The 16749-nt window shown below is 69.8% G+C and carries 13 protein-coding genes and 1 pseudogene; 9 read left to right on the top strand and 5 right to left on the bottom strand.

What is annotated here, in order from left to right; translation table 11 throughout:
- Positions 1 to 56: 56 nt before the first annotated feature.
- The 3 genes from FHX31_RS09690 to FHX31_RS09680 are packed head-to-tail and all read left to right on the top strand — an operon-like array spanning position 57 to position 3535.
- Complete coding sequence (locus FHX31_RS09690) at positions 57 to 1328, top strand: tryptophan 2,3-dioxygenase family protein (RefSeq protein WP_184975759.1); 1272 nt, start codon at positions 57 to 59, stop codon at positions 1326 to 1328.
- Positions 1329 to 2507, top strand: coding sequence for an aminotransferase class V-fold PLP-dependent enzyme (locus FHX31_RS09685; RefSeq protein ID WP_184975756.1), 1179 nt, complete (start codon positions 1329 to 1331; stop codon positions 2505 to 2507). It abuts the gene before it with no gap.
- Entirely contained in the window at positions 2504 to 3535 is a 1032-nt protein-coding gene (locus tag FHX31_RS09680) for a methyltransferase (protein ID WP_013476104.1), read from the top strand. The genes FHX31_RS09685 and FHX31_RS09680 overlap by 4 nt, the downstream gene beginning before the upstream one ends.
- Before the next feature lie 214 nt (positions 3536 to 3749).
- On the opposite strand, the gene FHX31_RS09675 is transcribed toward FHX31_RS09680, so the two are convergent.
- The gene (locus tag FHX31_RS09675) at positions 3750 to 4280 is read right to left on the bottom strand and encodes a hypothetical protein (RefSeq protein WP_013476103.1); all 531 of its coding nucleotides are present in this window, start codon (positions 4278 to 4280) and stop codon (positions 3750 to 3752) included.
- A gap of 357 nt (positions 4281 to 4637) precedes the next feature.
- Between FHX31_RS09675 and FHX31_RS09670 the strand changes: the two genes are divergently transcribed.
- Both FHX31_RS09670 and FHX31_RS09665 read left to right on the top strand, forming a co-directional pair.
- Entirely contained in the window at positions 4638 to 6176 is a 1539-nt protein-coding gene (locus FHX31_RS09670) for a ricin-type beta-trefoil lectin domain protein (RefSeq protein ID WP_013476102.1), read from the top strand.
- 317 nt (positions 6177 to 6493) lie between these two features.
- Positions 6494 to 6844: a hypothetical protein gene (locus FHX31_RS09665; protein ID WP_013476101.1), complete on the top strand. Its 351-nt coding sequence runs from the start codon at positions 6494 to 6496 to the stop codon at positions 6842 to 6844.
- Between the two features lie 324 nt (positions 6845 to 7168).
- Here FHX31_RS09665 and FHX31_RS09660 read toward each other — a convergent pair whose 3' ends face one another.
- The 3 genes from FHX31_RS09660 to FHX31_RS09650 all read right to left on the bottom strand — a co-directional run bounded on the left by FHX31_RS09660 (position 7169) and on the right by FHX31_RS09650 (position 11639).
- Positions 7169 to 8236, bottom strand: coding sequence for a glycoside hydrolase family 43 protein (locus FHX31_RS09660; protein WP_069089513.1), 1068 nt, complete (start codon positions 8234 to 8236; stop codon positions 7169 to 7171).
- 217 nt (positions 8237 to 8453) lie between these two features.
- Positions 8454 to 9683 carry a trypsin-like serine peptidase gene (locus FHX31_RS09655; protein WP_013476099.1) on the bottom strand — a complete coding sequence of 410 codons (1230 nt, stop codon included), beginning with the start codon at positions 9681 to 9683 and terminating at the stop codon, positions 8454 to 8456.
- Between the two features lie 960 nt (positions 9684 to 10643).
- Positions 10644 to 11639, bottom strand: a complete 996-nt coding sequence (locus tag FHX31_RS09650; protein WP_402881627.1) for a LacI family DNA-binding transcriptional regulator — start codon at positions 11637 to 11639, stop codon at positions 10644 to 10646.
- A gap of 287 nt (positions 11640 to 11926) precedes the next feature.
- Here FHX31_RS09650 and FHX31_RS09645 point away from each other — a divergent pair, with 287 nt between their 5' ends.
- The 4 genes from FHX31_RS09645 (at position 11927) to FHX31_RS09630 (ending at position 16556) form a co-directional block, all read left to right on the top strand.
- Positions 11927 to 13198, top strand: coding sequence for an ABC transporter substrate-binding protein (locus FHX31_RS09645; RefSeq protein ID WP_145824196.1), 1272 nt, complete (start codon positions 11927 to 11929; stop codon positions 13196 to 13198).
- 64 nt (positions 13199 to 13262) lie between these two features.
- The gene (locus tag FHX31_RS09640) at positions 13263 to 14195 is read left to right on the top strand and encodes a carbohydrate ABC transporter permease (RefSeq protein ID WP_184975750.1); all 933 of its coding nucleotides are present in this window, start codon (positions 13263 to 13265) and stop codon (positions 14193 to 14195) included.
- Positions 14196 to 14205: 10 nt separating this feature from the next.
- Positions 14206 to 15105 carry a carbohydrate ABC transporter permease gene (locus FHX31_RS09635; RefSeq protein WP_184975747.1) on the top strand — a complete coding sequence of 300 codons (900 nt, stop codon included), beginning with the start codon at positions 14206 to 14208 and terminating at the stop codon, positions 15103 to 15105.
- On the top strand, positions 15102 to 16556 hold the full coding sequence (locus tag FHX31_RS09630) for a GH1 family beta-glucosidase (RefSeq protein ID WP_184975744.1): 1455 nt from the start codon (positions 15102 to 15104) through the stop codon (positions 16554 to 16556). The genes FHX31_RS09635 and FHX31_RS09630 overlap by 4 nt, the downstream gene beginning before the upstream one ends.
- Here the strand turns inward: FHX31_RS09630 and FHX31_RS09625 are convergent.
- Positions 16532 to 16714 (bottom strand): annotated as a pseudogene (locus FHX31_RS09625) (transposase); the annotation flags it as partial. The gene FHX31_RS09630 and the pseudogene FHX31_RS09625 sit on opposite strands and share 25 nt — an antisense overlap.
- Between the last annotated feature and the right edge of the window lie 35 nt (positions 16715 to 16749).

The raw sequence follows: 16749 nt of genomic DNA, 5'->3' as shown, positions 1-16749 counted from the left end.
AATCCTCGTTCACCAGTAATTGTCAATGTTCCTCACCCACCTGCGTAGCGACCGAAATGTCGAGGTGCGGTTTCGTGCGTGAACTGACGAGTTGGCTGTCCGGCGGCGGTCAGACCTGCCGTTTTCCGTACTCCGCCGTGCTGGCGGAGTTTCACCGGGTCGGTAAACACTTCGTCGAAAAGGAAGTGCTGGCTCTGCTCGACCAGGCCCGTACGCAGCTGACGGTGCCGGCGACCACGCGGGAGCCGCAGGCCCGGCTGCTGGGTGACTTCCTCGACGTCGCACTCGACAAGTGGGACGGCCGGTACGACTACCGCAGCTATCTTGCGCTGCGACTGCTCCGGCTGCCCGGCGGGGGCGACGTCGCCGGCCCGTTCGGTGCCCGACGGGACCGGGACCGGCTCCTCGTTCGCCTGGTCGCCGACGTGCTGGCCTTCGAGTTGACCGCCGCCTCCGGTGCCACCGACCTGCTGCCCGAGCGGCGCCCGAGCCGGGACGTGGTGTCCAAGCGCTACCGGCTCGGCGTGCGGGCCGTGTCACCCGCTCTCGCCCGGCTGGGCATCGCCGGGATGGTCCCCGGCCGGGAAGCTGTGGCGACCCCGGACGAGCTGCGGGCCGTCGCCGCCGACGCCGATCCCGCCGACGAGTTGGTCCTGCGGCTGAGCATGCTGCCGGTCCATGTGTCGCACGACGAGTACCTGTTCATCCGGGTGCTCCAGTCGTACGAATGCCTCTTCGCGGGGGTCGCCGAGGAGTTGCGCGCCACCATCGCCGCCCTGACCGCCGGCCAGGCGGGGCGGGCGACCGAACGGCTGGCGTACGCCCGACAGCAGCTCACCGCCGCCGGGCCGCTGTTCGCGCTGCTGGCGACGATGCAGCCGGAGGCGTTCCGGACGTTCCGGGAGTACACCGCGGGGGCCAGCGCCATCCAGTCCCGCTCCTACAAGCTCATGGAGTCGCTGTGCCGCACACCCGAGGGGTCGCGATTGGACTCGGCCGCGTACCACCAGGTCCCGGAGGTACGCGAGCTGGTGCACGCCGGCCAGCCGTCGATCGACGACGCGTTCCGGGCGGCGGTGCGTGACGGCCTGCTCGCCGCGCCCGAAGGCGGGCGGGTCGAGGAGGAGATGCGGTCGTTCGCCGCCGCGGTATTCCAGTGGCGGCGCACGCACCACCGGCTCGCGACCCGGATGCTCGGCCCGCGGGCCGGCACCGGCTACACGGAGGGCACGCCCTATCTGGCCGCCGCCCGATCCATCCCGGTCTTCACCTCCGTCGCCTGCGAGCCCCGACCCGTCCCCCATCGAGCCGACCAGAGGCAGCCCTGAGTGAGCCCACCGCACCGGAACTCCGACCTCGATACGCCCGAGTGCCTCGACGCCAGCGCGCACGCCGCACTGCGCGCCGAGTTCCCCCTGCTGAGCACCGGCGTCTACCTGAACAACAACTCGACGGGCGCGGTGCCGCGAGGCGCGGAACAGGTGCTCACCGGCTACTGGCGGACGCTGCGGAACTGGCGGGACGAGGTCTGGCAGGACTGGCACGCCGGCCTCGACCGGTACGCCGACTCCGTCGCCGCGTTCATCGGCGCACCGCCGGGCAGCGTGGTCACCGACGCGAACCTGAGCACGCTGCTCGCCCGGGTAGCGTCCTGTTTCGACTATCGTCCGCCGCGGAACCGGATCGTCACCACCGATGTGGAGTATCCGACGGTGCCGTTCATCTGGAACGCGTTCCGTCGGTACGGCGCCCGGCTCGACGTGGTCGGCTCGGGCAGCCCGCGGTTCGACGAGGACGCCGTCGAGGCACGGATCGACGAACGCACGCTGCTGGTGTGCATCCCGCACGCCAGCTTCTCCTCGGGGGCCACCGTCGACCTGCCCCGGCTGGTGCGGCGCGCCCACGACGTCGGCGCGCTGGTGGTCGTTGATGCCTTCCAGAGCGTAGGGGTCATGCCCATGGACGTGACGGCGCTCGGCGTCGACGTGGTTCTCGGCGGCGCGCACAAGTGGCTCTGCGGAGTCGGCACTGCCTTCCTCTACGTGCGCCCGGGTCTGGTGCCGCAGCTGGAGCCAGCGGCGACCGGCTGGCAGGCCGGTGACCGGGCCTTCACATTCCAGCCGTCGACAGGCTGGGCCGGTGGGGCCCGACGGTTCGCCGGCGGGACGCCGTTCCCCCTGACCTCGTTGATCTCCCAGGTCGGCCTGGATCTGCTGGCCGGGGTAGGTGCCGGCCCGATTCGACGGCACTCGCTCGCCTGCACCCAACGGATCCTGGAGCGGGCCGCGGTGGCTGGCATCGACGTGGTCAGCCCGACCGAGCCGCACCGGCGCGGTGGCGTCGTGTGCCTGGACGTCGCCGACGGCGAGGCGGTCAAGCGGCGGTTGGTCGCTCGCGACATGGTCTGCAGCTGGCGGGGCTACCTGCGGGTCGGCCCGCACGTCTACAACACCCTCGACGAGATCGACACGTTCATGGACGCCCTGGAAGAGGAGCTGAAACGGTGAAGGTCACGCTGTCCCCACGCGCGCTGATGAGTCTGCTCGCCAACGGGCCGAAGGCCATGGACGTGCTGGAGACCGCGCTCGGCACGGGTCTGCTCGACGCCTTGGAGCCCGGGCCGGCGAGCCTCGGTGAGCTGGCCGCCCGCTTCGACGTGCGGCCCCTGCGGCTCTACAAGTTCCTCGACTGCTTGGAAAGCCTCGGTGTCGTTGAGCGCAGCGAGCCAGGTGACGACATCGCGATGGCAACGTACCGTGCGGTACCCGGCCTCCGGGATGCCGTCATGGCGGTCGTCGGCCCCGGTGCTGTCGAACGTGACCGGGACCGTTACCCCTGGCGGTTGCTGCACGGCCGGCTGGCCGAGAGCCTGCGCGGCGAGGTGAGCATGAGCGACGACGACTTCGCCTGGCCCCCGAAGACCGACGAACAGACCGCCGACTTCGAGCGCAGCATGGCCGTCGGTCTCGGTCCGGTGATCGAGACGATGCATCGCAACGCCAGCCGGCTGTGGTCGGACCGGCGCCGTCTGCTGGACATCGGCGGGGGTGACGGCACGCTCGCCGCGCACATCCTCGACGACGCGCCTGGGCTACGGGTCGACGTGTACAACCTGCCGGCCGTGGCTCCGCTGGTGGAGGCGACCCGGACCCGCACCGGGCATGTCGACAGGCTGGGTTTCGTCGGCGGCGACTTCTTCGCCGAGCCGCTGCCCTCGGGCTACGACGCCATGGCATTCGTCCGGGTGCTGCACGACTGGCCGAACGACGTCGCCCGCCGGCTGGTCGAGAAGGCGTACGCGGCCCTCGAACCGGGCGGGCTGCTGGTGATCTGCGAGGAGTTCCGCACCCCAGACCGCCTGGCGATGCAGTTCTTCTGGAGCTACTTCCTCATCGGGGTCGACAGTTGCGTCAGTCGGCTGCGGGAGGTGGAGTTCTACACCAGTCTGCTCAAGGAGGTCGGCTTCGACCGGGTGGCCGTGCTGCCCGGCGGCTGGGAGCTGGCCTGCGGGCACAAACCGCTGGCCGAAGCGTGACCCGCCCAGCCGGCGTGACGGTGCGGGCGTGGCCGCACCCGCCGCAAGTCGTCCCGGGCTCACCGTTGCCGGCCGGCGCGCCCGTCCCTGCGGCCGTGACGGCCGATCCGTCCGGCGCATCGGTGCGGAGCTCGGCGTCGCGCACCGCCCACCGTGTCGCCGTCGGTCAGACACGTCCCAGCGCTGTGCGGCACCAGCGACTCCGGCAATACACCTAGGTGAGCGCGTGCACCAGTGCGGTCGCCGCTCCGGCCAGGAGGGCCACACCCGTGCCGGCACCGACGACGGCGCTGGGGGTGAAGTCGCACCGTCGGGCGACAGGGACGCTGACGAGCGCGACCAGGGCGACGAGCGCGGCCCAGATCGCGAGGGCCGGATACCCCAGAAGCGGCGCTAGGGGGAAGAAGTGCAGGCCGACGATCAGGGCGATCCAAACCGGAACCAGGGAGGTGCGGCCGGCGCGCCGGAGCCAGATCGCGCCGACGGCACAGAGGACCACCTCGATCAGGACGATCACCCCGAAGACCGGCCCCGTCCTCTCGTCCACGGAACTGCCCTTGTCCCAGGTGCGTGCGGTGACGATGCCGCCGATGATCGCTGCGACCAGAGACAACACCGAACCGATGCCGAGCCACGGACGCCACGCCTTGGGCGGTGCCTCCTGCGCCCAGCCGAACCAGACGATCCCGAAGACCCCGAAAATCGCGGCGGTGGCCGCGGCGTTGGCCGCGAATTCAGCATCCATCGGCGCAGTCTAGGTGCAGATGACCACCGCTCCGAGCGGTGCCCGCACAGGCGCCACGACGCAATGTCGCCTAGGAAACACGACCAGGACGGCCCGCACCAGTGCGTCACGGTGGACGGCACCCCGGTCGACCATATGGGACTCCGGCAACCGCCAGTCCGACCAGACGTGGAGCTCCCGCTGACGTCCGGGTGGTGACCGGCGCTCGTCCCGTCGATCCGCCGAGACGGGCGCGACGGCCGCTCAACTGGGGAATAAATCGAGTCCAATCTATTGACAAGGATTGTTTACGGTTTCAGGCTGAGAGCGCTCTCCCGCGCCGCCTCCGGTGCGTCACGAACAACCGGAAGGAGTTCGATGATCAAGACAACTGCGCTGCTCACCGCTGCGATGCTCGGCCTGTCTGTCCCGGCCGTCCCCGCGGCGGCTCACATCGCCCACCAGTCCGAAGCACGGCCGGCCGTGGCGGGCCTGCCGCTCGGCATGGCCGCCGCGATGCGCCGCGACCTGCACCTGACCGACGATCAACTCACCGCCCGCCTCGCGGCCGAGGCCGCCGCGGCGGTGGTCGACCGACGGCTGCGCGGGCGCCTCGGCACCGGGTACGCCGGCTCGTGGCTGGAGACGGACGGCCCGCTCACGGTCGCCGTCACCGACGCCTCCGCGGCCGACGCGGTGCGGGCCGAGGGAGCCCGGCCCAGGCTCGTCCCTCGGACGCTCACGAGCCTGACATCGGCGCGTACCGCCCTGGACCGGAGCGCCGCCGGTCAACCGCCCGGGGCCGCCGTCCGCGGCTGGTACGTGGACGTCGCCGCCAACCAGGTGGTGGTGCGGGTGGCACCGGGACAGGAACGCACCGGCCGAGCGTTCGTGCGCGGCGCCGGCCTCGCCGACGCGCTCGTTCGCTACGCGCCTGCGCCCGACGCGCCGCGCCCGATGTACGACATCCGCGGCGGCGACCAGTTCGTCATCAACGGCAACGTACTCTGCTCCGTCGGCTTCGCCGTGGTCGGCGGGTTCGTCACCGCAGGGCACTGCGGAGCCGCCGGCAGCCCCACCCGCGGCTTCAATAACGCAGCCCAGGGCACCTTCGCCGGCTCGTCGTTCCCGGGCAACGACTACGCCTGGGTCCGCACCAACGCCGACTGGACGCCGCGGCCCTGGGTGAACAACTACGCCGGCGGCAACGCTCCCGTCGCCGGGTCCCGGGACGCGGTGATCGGCAGTTCCGTGTGCCGGTCGGGACGCACGACCGGCTGGCGGTGCGGCGTACTGCTGGGCCGGGAGGAGACGGTCAACTACGCGCAGGGCGCGGTTTACGGGCTCAGCCGCAGCAACGCCTGCGCCGAGGGCGGCGACTCCGGCGGCGCCTGGCTCTCCGGCGATCAGGCCCAGGGAGTCACCTCCGGCGGATCCGGCAACTGCACCACCGGCGGCACCATGTGGTTCCAGCCGGTCAACGAGATCCTCGGTGTCTTCGGACTCAGTCTGGTCACCACCGGCGGGGGCGGCTCCGGCACCCGGATCATCAGCAACTGGAACAACAAGTGCGTCGATGTGCCGAACTCGAACTTCTCCGACGGAGTCCCGCTGCAGGCGTGGAACTGCAACGGCACGGCCGCGCAGGCGTGGACGTTCACCGGCGGCAGCCTGCGCACGCAGAACAACATGTGCATGGATGTCGCCTGGGGCTCCCGGGACAACGGAGCGGTCATCCAGATCGCCACCTGCAGCGGCAACCCGGCCCAGCAGTTCGTGCTGTCCGCCGCCGGCGACCTGGTCAACCCGCAGGCCAACAAGTGCGTCGACATCAAGGACTGGAACGGCAACGACGGTGCGCGGTTGCAACTCTGGGAGTGCGCCGGCACCGCCAACCAGAAGTGGCGCTCCGGCTGATCCGAGGCCTGACACGGCGGTCCCGCCCGGGGCGGTCCGAGGTGGGCCGACCGCGGCACGCCGTGTCGCTCCGGGACGTGCCAGCTCAGGTGCGGCCGTCGCCGCGCAGTGACCGGTGTCGAACGGTGCGCCGATCACCCTCGTCGCGGGTGATGGCGAGCCGGTTCCACGCTGCGCCCACGGTGACCGACGGCCCCGGCGGACCGACGAGCCCGCCGAGGCGGACCCGCTACTCCGCCAGTCAGGATGGCCGGACCGAACCCTGGAGGCCACCTCGGTAGGCATGGCGGATCGTTCGCCGGGGAATACTGCCGGGCATGGCCTCGTACTCGGTGGATCAGGCGGCTGTCGTCCGCGCCCGGCGGCTCATCGAAGCGCGCCAGTACGTGCTCGACAGTGACTGGGGCGTTGTCCAGCCCCGGGCCACCGACGAGAACGGCTACCTCGACAAGCACTCGTGGCGCGAGTATGGCGAATGGTTCCTTGGCCGTACCGAGGGTGCGAACGAGGAGACGAAGGCCCGGTACGCCTTCGCCTATGGCGACTTCCGCCGCGTCCACCGGTCCGGTCTGGTCGCGTGCGTCTACCGCGCCTCGGAGTGGCGGCACAAAGACGTCGAACTGGCCGCGCACGACCTGCTGCAACTGCTCGACCAGGTCGCCGGCTGACCCTGCGCGGGGTGGACCGGACACGCGCGCGACGCCAGTTCCGCATGCCGTGGGGCCCCGGCACCGGCGCCCGCCCTCGAAGAGGGGCGATGGCTCACCACGAGCCGGCACACGTGCCCTCGATATCCTCACCGCAGCCGAAACCGACTCGCCGCTGGGCGAGGTGGGGCTTGGCCACGTGGCGGCGGCCTTCCGGCAGGCCGGGGCCCGTTCCCTCCCGTCCCGGCACGCTTCTGTTGCACGCCACCGGGCGGGCCCGGATGCCGACACGCGGACGAGTGGCGTCCGCGCTGTCCGCCGCCCGTGTGGTCCCCCTACCGGCCGCTACTCGAAGAACTTCAGGCTCCAGCCGGTGTCGGTGTTCGGGCCGGGGACGTTAGCCCGCCGGTAGGTGGTGTTGCCCCACCAGCAGAACGTGCCGGTGTACCAGAACCGGTTGCTCCAGGTGTAGGGCGTTCCCTTCGGCACCGCGTGGAACATCAGCGGGAATCGCGGCCCGGCCGGTGGGCTCGTGGCGATGTCGCCATGCAGCAGCACGAAGGTGTGATGCCCGGGGCCGTTGACGTAGAGGGTCGGATCCCAGCCGGACATCATGGTGGACCGGTTCGAGCCGAACAGGCAGCCGTTGGACTTGTACCAGTCCCACACGTACGTCGGGTCGCCTCCGGCCCGCAGTCGCAGGTCCGCGAGACAGTACTGGTCGCTCCAGCTGCCGTTGGCGGAGTAGACGATGTGCAACTGGCCATTCGGGTCTCGAATCGGCTCCGGCCCCTCGTTGATGAACGGGTTGCCGACCACCCGCTCCCACGGCTCCCGGGGTTGGGAGATGACGTAGCGCGCCCCGACCGGCGTGGTCGGGCTGCTCATCCTGGCGAGGTAGATGTTCTGCTCGACGTTGGTGTCACCGGCCCATCCGGACCAGACGAACCAGCGCTGTCCGTTGAACGTGAACAACGACCCGTCGATCGCCCACTTGTCGTCCGGCAGGGCCAGTTTCTGCTCGGCGGTGTACCCACCGTCCGGCGACGTCGAGCTGATCACGAACGTGCGGCGACTGCTGCCCGCGCCCAGCGCGAAGTAGATGTAGTAGCGTCCACCGTCAAGGACGATCTCCGGTGCCCAGACGCCGCCGCGGCCCCGGGTGTCCGTCCACACCTGGCGCTGAACCGCCCCGCTCAACTGGTCGGGTGACGAGGCTTGACGAACGGCGATGCCGTCACCGACCGACTGGGTGGAGATGTAGGTGCCGCCGACCCGGATGACACTGGGATCCGCCGCACGGATGCTCTGCGCGGCTTCGGCCGGCGAGTAGACGAACCCCACCTGCCACAAGCCGGCCGCGGCGAGCAGAACGGCGACGAGGAGCTTGCCGAGCATCCGCTGCCGTCTCATGGCATCGACCGGTTCCCGCTAGAATCGAGAGGCGGCTGACCTCCCGGCGCGCAAGGGCGCTCTCCCAGACTGACCAATCGACGCTCGTCGTGTCAACCAACGACTCGGATCGAGTGCGGGTGGGGGCAACGGACCGACCGTCGGCCGGCGCGTGCGACCGCGACGCGCCGGTGGCCCGGCCGCCGGGTGCGGTCGGCGAGCCACCGGCAAGCGCCCGTCAGCCGTTGTCGATCAGCCCGGCGATCTCGTTGTAGATCAGGTGTGCCTTCGCCCCCTGGTTGGACGGGCACCCACCGAGGTGGTGCAGGGCGATGACGCGGTGATTGGCGTCGAGTACCGGGGAACCCGAGTTGCCGCCCGAGGTGTCGCAGCTGTAACTGATGTTCCAGGTGTTGTAGTTCGCGTTGCGCACCGTGCAGACACCACCGTTCTGCGTGTCCTCGTAGATCGACAGTCGCTTCGGGCTGCCATCACCGTGCCCGGGCACGTACATCCGGGTGCCGGTGCTGGTCGCGGTCGTCCTCAGGTAGAGCGTGCCGAACCCCTGGATCGCGGCGAAATTGTTCACCGAGTAGAGCGCGTAGTCCAGTTCACCCGAGCCACCGCTGCTCACCCGGTAGAGGGTCGCACCGCTCACCTTCGTGCCCGGGCCGGGGTTGCTGCCACCGCAGGTGGCGCACTGGTAGTTGAACTGCGCCTCGCTGGCGCTGACCGCGGACTGGGTCGAGAAGCAGTGCTTGTTGGTCAGCATCCGGTTGGTGTTCCCGACCCGCCAGGTGGTGCACAGTCCGCCGCCACCGATGAGCAACCGTGCCACCGCCCGGCCCCGGGCGTACTCGGTGGGGTGTGTGCTCTGGTAGCAGACCACGTCCCGGCGGGCGTCGGTGCTACAGACGGACGTGGTCGAGAAGTTGTGCTGGGCGATCTCGGCCTGGTCGTACCCTCGCCAGAACCGGTCGATGTCGACGACCGCGCGAGCGGGCCGCGCGCTGTGCAGCGTCACCACGGCGGTATCCCCCGTCACGGACATCGCCCAGAAGCCCGGCCCGCCGTCGGTGGTGTAGTCCGAGCCGGTCGTCCGGTCGAGGCTCCGGTCGTACCGGTAGGTCTCCCGGCCATCCGGGCTGGACACCGTGACGTAGTCCCCCTCGTTCAGCCGCAGTGCGCTGAAGTGGACCTTGACGTACGTGGCGCCGGGATGCCGGATGAGCTGACGCGCACCCGGCCGGTCGGCGGTGCGGGTGGTGTCGAGTGTGCGCAGCTCACCCACCGTGGTGACGCCTTCGGCGGAGAACTGTGCAGCCTCCGGCGCTCGGACCGACGCCGGAGCCACCGGCCGGGTCGGATTCGCCCCGGAGGCGGACGCGGGCAGCATGCTCACCCCGAGCGCCCACACGCCGAGCACTACCGCCGCGTATCGCGCACCGCGCCGCAACATGTGTCTCATCCGCACTCCTTTCCGAGGAACGGCGGATGCCGTTCCGACGGGCTCCCTCGCACGAGCTTTCATAGAAAGGTATCGATTGATGGCGGGATGCGGTACCGCCAAATCGAACGGCTGCCCGCGCCCGTCCGCTCGCCTTCGACGGCCTGCCCGGCAGCGAGGCCGGAGCGCCGCACGGTCGCCCGCCCCCGCGGGTCCGTGGGGATGCCGAGATGGCGTAACGCCCCGGCCCTCCTGCGGCTGCGGACGGAGGCATCGACAGCTTCAGTCGGATGTGACGACCGCAGGTCGATCGGTGACCACGCCCTCGGGCGTCGCGGTCGTTCCGGGGTCTAGCTGACCTCCCCGCCCGGACAACGTCGCGTCGGTCAGGAAACCCGGCTGCATGAACCTTCGGGCTCGCCGAAGAGGTCACCGAGCACGATGCCCTGGTCAGCAGGCTTCGGGTGGGATTCGAGTCTCAGCCCCCGGGATGCATGCCGACGTCACCGCGATGGCATCCGTGCCATGCGGTGACGCGACGAAGCCCTGTTGGCTGACGTCAGCGAGCTTCGAGACAACAGCCGACACCAGTCAAGCGGGGAGCGATGCGCGTGACCACTCCGGACTTCTCTGGGAGGTCACACCGGATTCATCGCCCACATCACCGCAGGCCAAAGCCTTCCGTTCTGCCCGGCCTCGGTGACCACTTCGGGCGGGCGACGAGACCCAGTCGCTCCATCGCCCGATGGCCGCCATCAAGACTTCGAACTGTGGGACCCGCGCCTCTGGCCTTCATCGTGCGCGCCGCATGGACCTGGCCCCGGATCATTCGAGCCACCGCCGGCCGCGACCTCGCCCAGGCACGGGTGTGACGCTCGAGGCAGGCCCGGTTGCGGGGGCGGTGACAGCGGCTCCGGCAACAGCAACCGCGAGCAGCAGCACGATCCAGAGCGGGACGGCGCCGACGTCGCGCGGTTCGGGTCAGGTGGAGCCGCGGACGACCAACGTCGTCGGCAACACGGTCGGCTTGGGCGGGTCGTCGCCGCCGTGCAGCATGGCGACCAGCGCCTCGGCGGCGGCCGTGCCGAAGCCGGGCTTGTTTTGGGCGACGGTGCTGAGCCCGGGCGGGATCAGCGCGGCCACTTCGATGTCGTCGAAGCCGATAATCGCAATGTCGTCGGGGATCCGTAGGCCGGCCGCCTGGGCCGCGCGCATCGCGCCGACAGCCATCTCGTCACCGGCGACGAACACTGCGGTAGGGCGGTCGTCGAGGGCGAGCAGCCGGTTCATCGCGGCGTGACCGCCGTCGAGATAGAAGTCTCCCTCGATGACGTGGCTGTCGGCGAGCGGCAGGCCGGCCCCGGCCAGAGCGGCCCGGAAGCCGACGAGCCGTTCGGCTCCCGGCCAGGTTCGCAGCGGGCCGGTGATGGTGGCGATGCGCTGGTGGCCGCGTTCGACGAGGTGGCGCACGGCGAGCGCCGCGCCGCCGGCATTGTCCGAGGTGATGTAGGTCGACGTCGGGCCGTCGACCCGCAGGTCGAGAGCGACGCACGGCACCTGGGCTTCGACGAGGGCGAGCACGGCTGGGTCCCGGGTGCCGTTGTCGATGATGACGGCGCCGTCGAGATTGTGCTGGCGGACGGCGCGCACGTATCGCTGCCCGTCGTCGGGCCCTGCCGCGTCGTGGCCGGCGAGCATGAGCAGGTTCAGCCCGTGCGCGCTGAGCGCCGTCTTGAGCGCGACGAGGATCTCCTGCAGGAACGGGTGGCGCCATCCAGGGCGGCGATGGTCGGTGTCCCATACCAGGCCCACCATGTTGGATTTCTTCGTGGCGAGCGTCCGGGCCGACCCGTTCGGCAGGTAGCCGATCTCGGCGGCCAGGTCGAGGATGCGCTGGCGGGTGTGCTGGCTGACGACCTCGGGGGTGTTGAAGACGCGGGACACGGTGGCGACGGACACGCCGGAGCGGCGCGCCAACTCCCTAATTGTGGTCAATGTGGTGCCTTCTCTGTAACCGGTTTCACGACCGTAGCGTCAGGGATGCCCGCCGGTCAAGCTGCATCGACCGTTACCGTTTCATAACTTGACACCCCCTAGCCGAAACCGTTCGCACTTCCCAGGAAAGGCGCTCACCGGCGGTCACCCTCGACTCGGCCGGCATCCGATCTTCATCCAACTCCACCCGCCCCACCGCCATCGCTTTGCCGACAATGTAACCGGTTTCAAGTAACCGGTTACATGATCGCACGAAAGGGTTCCCTGGTATGCACCCAAACCGACTGTTGCGACTGACGGCAGCCATCCTGGCCGCCGGAGTACTGCTGACCGCGTGTGGCACCGGCACTGACGAAGGCTCCGGCGGCGGCAACGAAAAGATCACCCTGAACGTCAATCTGTTCGGCAACTTCGGGTACCAGGACCTGTACGACGAGTACCAGAAGTCGCACCCGAACATCACGATCCAGGAGCACACGGCCGCCTACAACGACCATCATCGCGACCTGATCACCCACCTGGCCACCGGCTCCGGCGCGGGCGACATCGAGGGCGTCGACACGGGCTTCATCGCGCAGATGCGCGAGCGGGGCAACCTCTTCGTCGACCTGGGCAAGGACCGCCAGTCCGAGTACCTCGACTGGAAGTGGGCGGCGTCGCTGGCCAAGGACGGCAAGCAGATCGGGTACGGCACCGACGTCGGCGGCCTGGCCATCTGCTATCGGCGTGACCTGTTCGAGAAGGCCGGCATGCCGTTCGACCGCGACCAGGTGTCGGCCGCCTGGGGCAGCGGCTGGGACAAGTACATCGAGTTCGGCAAGCGGTACGCGGCGAAGGCCCCGGCCGGCAGCGCCTTCTTCGATGGCGGAGGCCAACTGTTCAACGCCATCATCGGCCAGGCCCCGGTCGGGTACTACAACGAGGACAACGGCATCGTCGTGGGCACCAACCCCGATGTCCGCAAGGCCTGGGACCTGACGGTGACGGCGATCCAGAGCAGCCTGTCGGCCAGGCTGATCGGCAGCTCGCAGGAGTGGAACAACGGCTTCGCGAAGGACCAGTTCGCCACGATCGCGTGCCCGGCCTGGATGATGGCCAAGATCAAGGACCAGGCGAAGCATGCCGCCGGCAAGTGGGACGTGGCGAGCGTCCCGGGCGGCGGCGGCAACTGGGGCGGCTCGTACCTCACCGTTCCCAAGCAGGGCAAGCACATCGAGGAGGCCAAGAAGCTCGCGGCGTGGCTGACCGCCCCGGAACAGCAGGCCAAGGTGTTCACCGCGCGGGGCAACCTGCCGTCCATCCCGGCGCTGTACGACAAGCCTGACATTGCCCAGTACAAGGACGCCTTCTTCAACAACGCCCCGGTGGGCCAGCTCTTCACCACCGCGGCAAAGCAACTCAAGCCCCAGCACCAGGGCCCGCGAGCCGGGGATGTGCAGACCACAATCCGCGACGCCCTCGTCCGGATCGAACAGGGCAAGCAAAGCTCCGACGAGTCCTGGAAGCAGATGGTCAGCGACGTCGAGCGCCTCGCCAAGTAACTCGACCCGCGCCGCCGGCGGTCGCCCCTGACCGCCGGCGGCCCTCGGCGACGAAGGATCGACGATGGCCACCTACCTCCACCAGGCCCACCGGGCCGGCCTGAGCCGGCTCGACACCAAAGGCTCGCCCTACCTCTACATCCTGCCGTTCTTCCTGCTGTTCGGCGCGTTCGGGCTGTTCCCGCTGCTGTACACGGCGTACGTCTCGTTCAATGACTGGGACCTGCTCGACTCCGGGTCGCACCGCTGGGTCGGCCTCGCGAATTACCGCGAGATGCTGCAGGACGCGTACTTTTGGAACGCCCTGGGCAACACACTCAGCATCTGGGTGCTGTCCACCGTGCCGCAACTACTCGCCGCGCTCTGGATCGCCCACCTGCTCAACCACCGGCTGCGGGCCCGCACCGCGCTACGGATGGGCGTGCTGCTGCCCAACGTCACCTCGATCGTGGCGGTGACGATCGTCTTCACCCAGCTGTTCGGCCGCGACTTCGGCATGGTCAACTGGGCGCTCGGCCTCGTCGGCATCGGCCCGATCGACTGGCAGGCCAACACCTGGAGCTCCCACCTGGCCATCTCGTTCATCGTCGCCTGGCGGTGGACCGGCTACAACGCCCTCATCTACCTCGCCTCGATGCAGGCGATCCCGCACCACCTGTACGAGGCCGCCGACCTCGACGGCGCGTCGCAGGGTCAGCAGTTCAGACGGATCACCGTCCCGATGCTGCGGCCGACGATCATCTTCACCACGGTGATCTCGACGATCGGCGGCCTGCAGATCATGGCCGAACCCCTGCTGTTCGCCAGCTCCCAGACGCCCACCGGCGGCTCCGACCGGCAGTTCCAGACCGTCGCCCTGTTCATGTACGAGCAGGGGTTCCGGGAGTTCCGCTTCGGCTACGCCTCGGCGGTCGCCTGGACGCTCTGTCTGGTCATCGCCATCTTCGCGATCATCAACTTCCTGCTCACCCGGCGCATCGCCAAGGACGAGGACTGAGGAGGACGCCGTGACCACCCTCGCGGACCCCGCACAGACCGGCACCACACCCTCGCCGCCGCAACGCCGGTCCCACCGGCGCCGGAGCTTCGGGTACCCACGCAAGGGCTCGGTCTGGAGCTACGGCGCCCTGCTGGCGGTCGTGGCCGGGTCGGTCTTCCCGCTCTACTGGTCCATCGTCGTGTCCTCGCAGACCAGCGACGCCGTCACGAAGGTGCCGCCGGCCCTGGTGCCCGGCGGGCACCTCTTCGACAACATCGCGCGCGTGTTCGACACGACCGACTTCGGCCGAGCCCTGGTGAACTCCTTCATCGTCAGCGGCTCGATCACCGTCTCCGTGGTGTTCTTCTCGACCCTGGCCGGGTTCGCGTTCGCCAAACTGCGGTTCCGAGGCCGAAAGGCGCTTCTCGTCGTGGCCATCGCGACCTCGATGGTGCCGCACCAGCTCGGCATCATCCCGCTGTACATCCTGATGGCCGACCTCGGCTGGACCGGACGCCTCACCGCCGTGATCGTGCCTGGGCTGGTAACCGCGTTCGGCGTCTTCTTCATGACCCAGTACCTCGGCCGCGCCGTGCCCGACGAACTGCTGGAGGCCGGCCGCGTCGACGGGTCCAGCACGTTCGGCCTGTACTGGCACATCGTCCTGCCGGCGGCCCGCCCCGCCGCGGCGGTGCTCGGGCTGTTCACCTTCATGCAGGCGTGGAACGACTTCTTCTGGCCGCTGGTCGTGCTGCAGAACAACGCGACCGTGCAGGTGGCGCTCTCCGCACTGGCCAGCGGCTACACCACCGACTACACCCTGACGCTGACCGGCACGTTGCTCGCCACGCTGCCGATTCTCGTCGTCTTCATGCTCCTCGGCCGGCAACTCGTCGACGGCATCATGCAGGGGGCGGTGAAGGGATGACCACCACATCCCAAGGTGCCGCCGCGGCCGCAACCCAGCCGGACCTGCCCGAGCTGCCGGACCTGCCGGCCGGCTTCAGCTGGGGCGCGGCCACCGCGGCGTACCAGATCGAGGGGGCGGTCGACGAGGACGGCCGCGGGCCGTCGATCTGGGACACCTTCTGCCGCCGCCCCGGTGCCGTCGACGACGGCACCTCCGGCTCGGTCGCCTGTGACAGCTACCACCGCTGGCGGGAGGACGTGGACCTGCTGGCCGGCCTCGGCGTGGACGCCTACCGTTTCTCGATCGCCTGGCCACGGGTCATGCCGGCAGGGCGGGGCGCGGTGAACCGGCGGGGCCTCGACTACTACGACCGGCTCGTCGACGCCCTGTGCGGGCACGGCATCCGGCCGTTCGTCACGCTGTACCACTGGGATCTGCCCCAGGCGCTCGAGGACGAGGGTGGCTGGCGGGTACGGGATACCGCCGAGTGGTTCGCCGAGTACGCCGCCGCGGTGGCGGGCGTCCTCGGTGACCGGGTCCAGGACTGGATCACGCTGAACGAGCCGTACTGCTCGTCGATGGTCGGCTACGCGGAGGGCCGGCACGCGCCCGGCGCCGCCGAAGGACACGGTGCCCTGGCCGCCGCCCACCATTTGCTGCTCGGGCACGGCAGGGCGGTCGCCGCAGTCCGGTCCGCCGCCGGCCCGCGGGCGCGCGTCGGCATCACGCTCAACCTCTCCCCCGCCGTGCCGGCCAGCGATACCGAGGCCGACCGGGCGGCGGCGGATCGGCAGGACCTCATGCTCAACCGGCAGTTCACGGATCCGGTGCTGGGCGGCGCGTACCCGTCCGGGTTCGAGCGGCTCTACGCCGGGGTGAGCGATCTGTCGTTCCGCCGGGACGGTGACCTGGCGGTGATCTCGACACCGCTGGACTTCCTCGGTGTCAACTACTACTACCGGGTGCACGTCGCCGACGCCCCATACGAGCAGCCCGACCCGGCGCTGCGCAGCGCGTTCGACATCGGGGTCCGGCAGCTACGGCCAAACGGGTTGCCCACCACCGACCTGGGCTGGCCGGTGGAGCCGCAAGGGCTCTTCGACACCCTGACCGGGCTCGCGGACCGTTACCCGGGCCTGCCTGCCGTGTACGTGACGGAGAACGGCTGCGCCGACCTGCGGGACGAACCCGAGCCGGACCCGGAACGGATCTCGTTCGTGGCCGGGCACCTGGCGGCGGCGGCCCGTGCGGCCGCCGTCGACGACCGGCTCGATCTGCGAGGGTACTTCTACTGGTCGCTCATCGACAACTTCGAGTGGGCCCGCGGGTATGGGCCCCGCTTCGGTCTGGCCCACGTCGACTACGGCACCGGATCCCGTACGACCAAGGCCAGCTACCACTGGCTGCGTGACCGCTTGCGGGTGTGGCGGAAACGCACCTCCACCTGCCCATCGTCGACCTGCGCCTGACGGACCCACTTGCGCAACGTCTCGGCCGTACCGATCCCGAGCCGGGCCGCCACCGCCGTGATCGCCGCCCAGTCCGACTCGTAGTTCGGCCGCACCTCCGCCACCATCCGCACCGCCCGCTCCCGCAACTCCAGCGGATACGGCTTCGTTCCTGCCATCTCTCGATCCTCCCCAAGCGGGGAGGTGATGTTTC

It is taken from the genome of Micromonospora sp. CNZ286 (assembly GCF_014207755.1).
This window is presented reverse-complemented; position numbering and strand designations above follow the sequence as displayed.

Coding starts and splice junctions, on each gene's coding strand:
- FHX31_RS09690 (WP_184975759.1), top strand. CDS start 57: ATGTCGAGGTGCGGTTTCGTGCGTGAACTGACGAGTTGGCTGTCCGGC.
- FHX31_RS09675 (WP_013476103.1), bottom strand. CDS start 4,280: ATGGATGCTGAATTCGCGGCCAACGCCGCGGCCACCGCCGCGATTTTC.
- FHX31_RS09670 (WP_013476102.1), top strand. CDS start 4,638: ATGATCAAGACAACTGCGCTGCTCACCGCTGCGATGCTCGGCCTGTCT.
- FHX31_RS09665 (WP_013476101.1), top strand. CDS start 6,494: ATGGCCTCGTACTCGGTGGATCAGGCGGCTGTCGTCCGCGCCCGGCGG.
- FHX31_RS09660 (WP_069089513.1), bottom strand. CDS start 8,236: ATGAGACGGCAGCGGATGCTCGGCAAGCTCCTCGTCGCCGTTCTGCTC.
- FHX31_RS09655 (WP_013476099.1), bottom strand. CDS start 9,683: ATGAGACACATGTTGCGGCGCGGTGCGCGATACGCGGCGGTAGTGCTC.
- FHX31_RS09645 (WP_145824196.1), top strand. CDS start 11,927: ATGCACCCAAACCGACTGTTGCGACTGACGGCAGCCATCCTGGCCGCC.
- FHX31_RS09640 (WP_184975750.1), top strand. CDS start 13,263: ATGGCCACCTACCTCCACCAGGCCCACCGGGCCGGCCTGAGCCGGCTC.
- FHX31_RS09630 (WP_184975744.1), top strand. CDS start 15,102: ATGACCACCACATCCCAAGGTGCCGCCGCGGCCGCAACCCAGCCGGAC.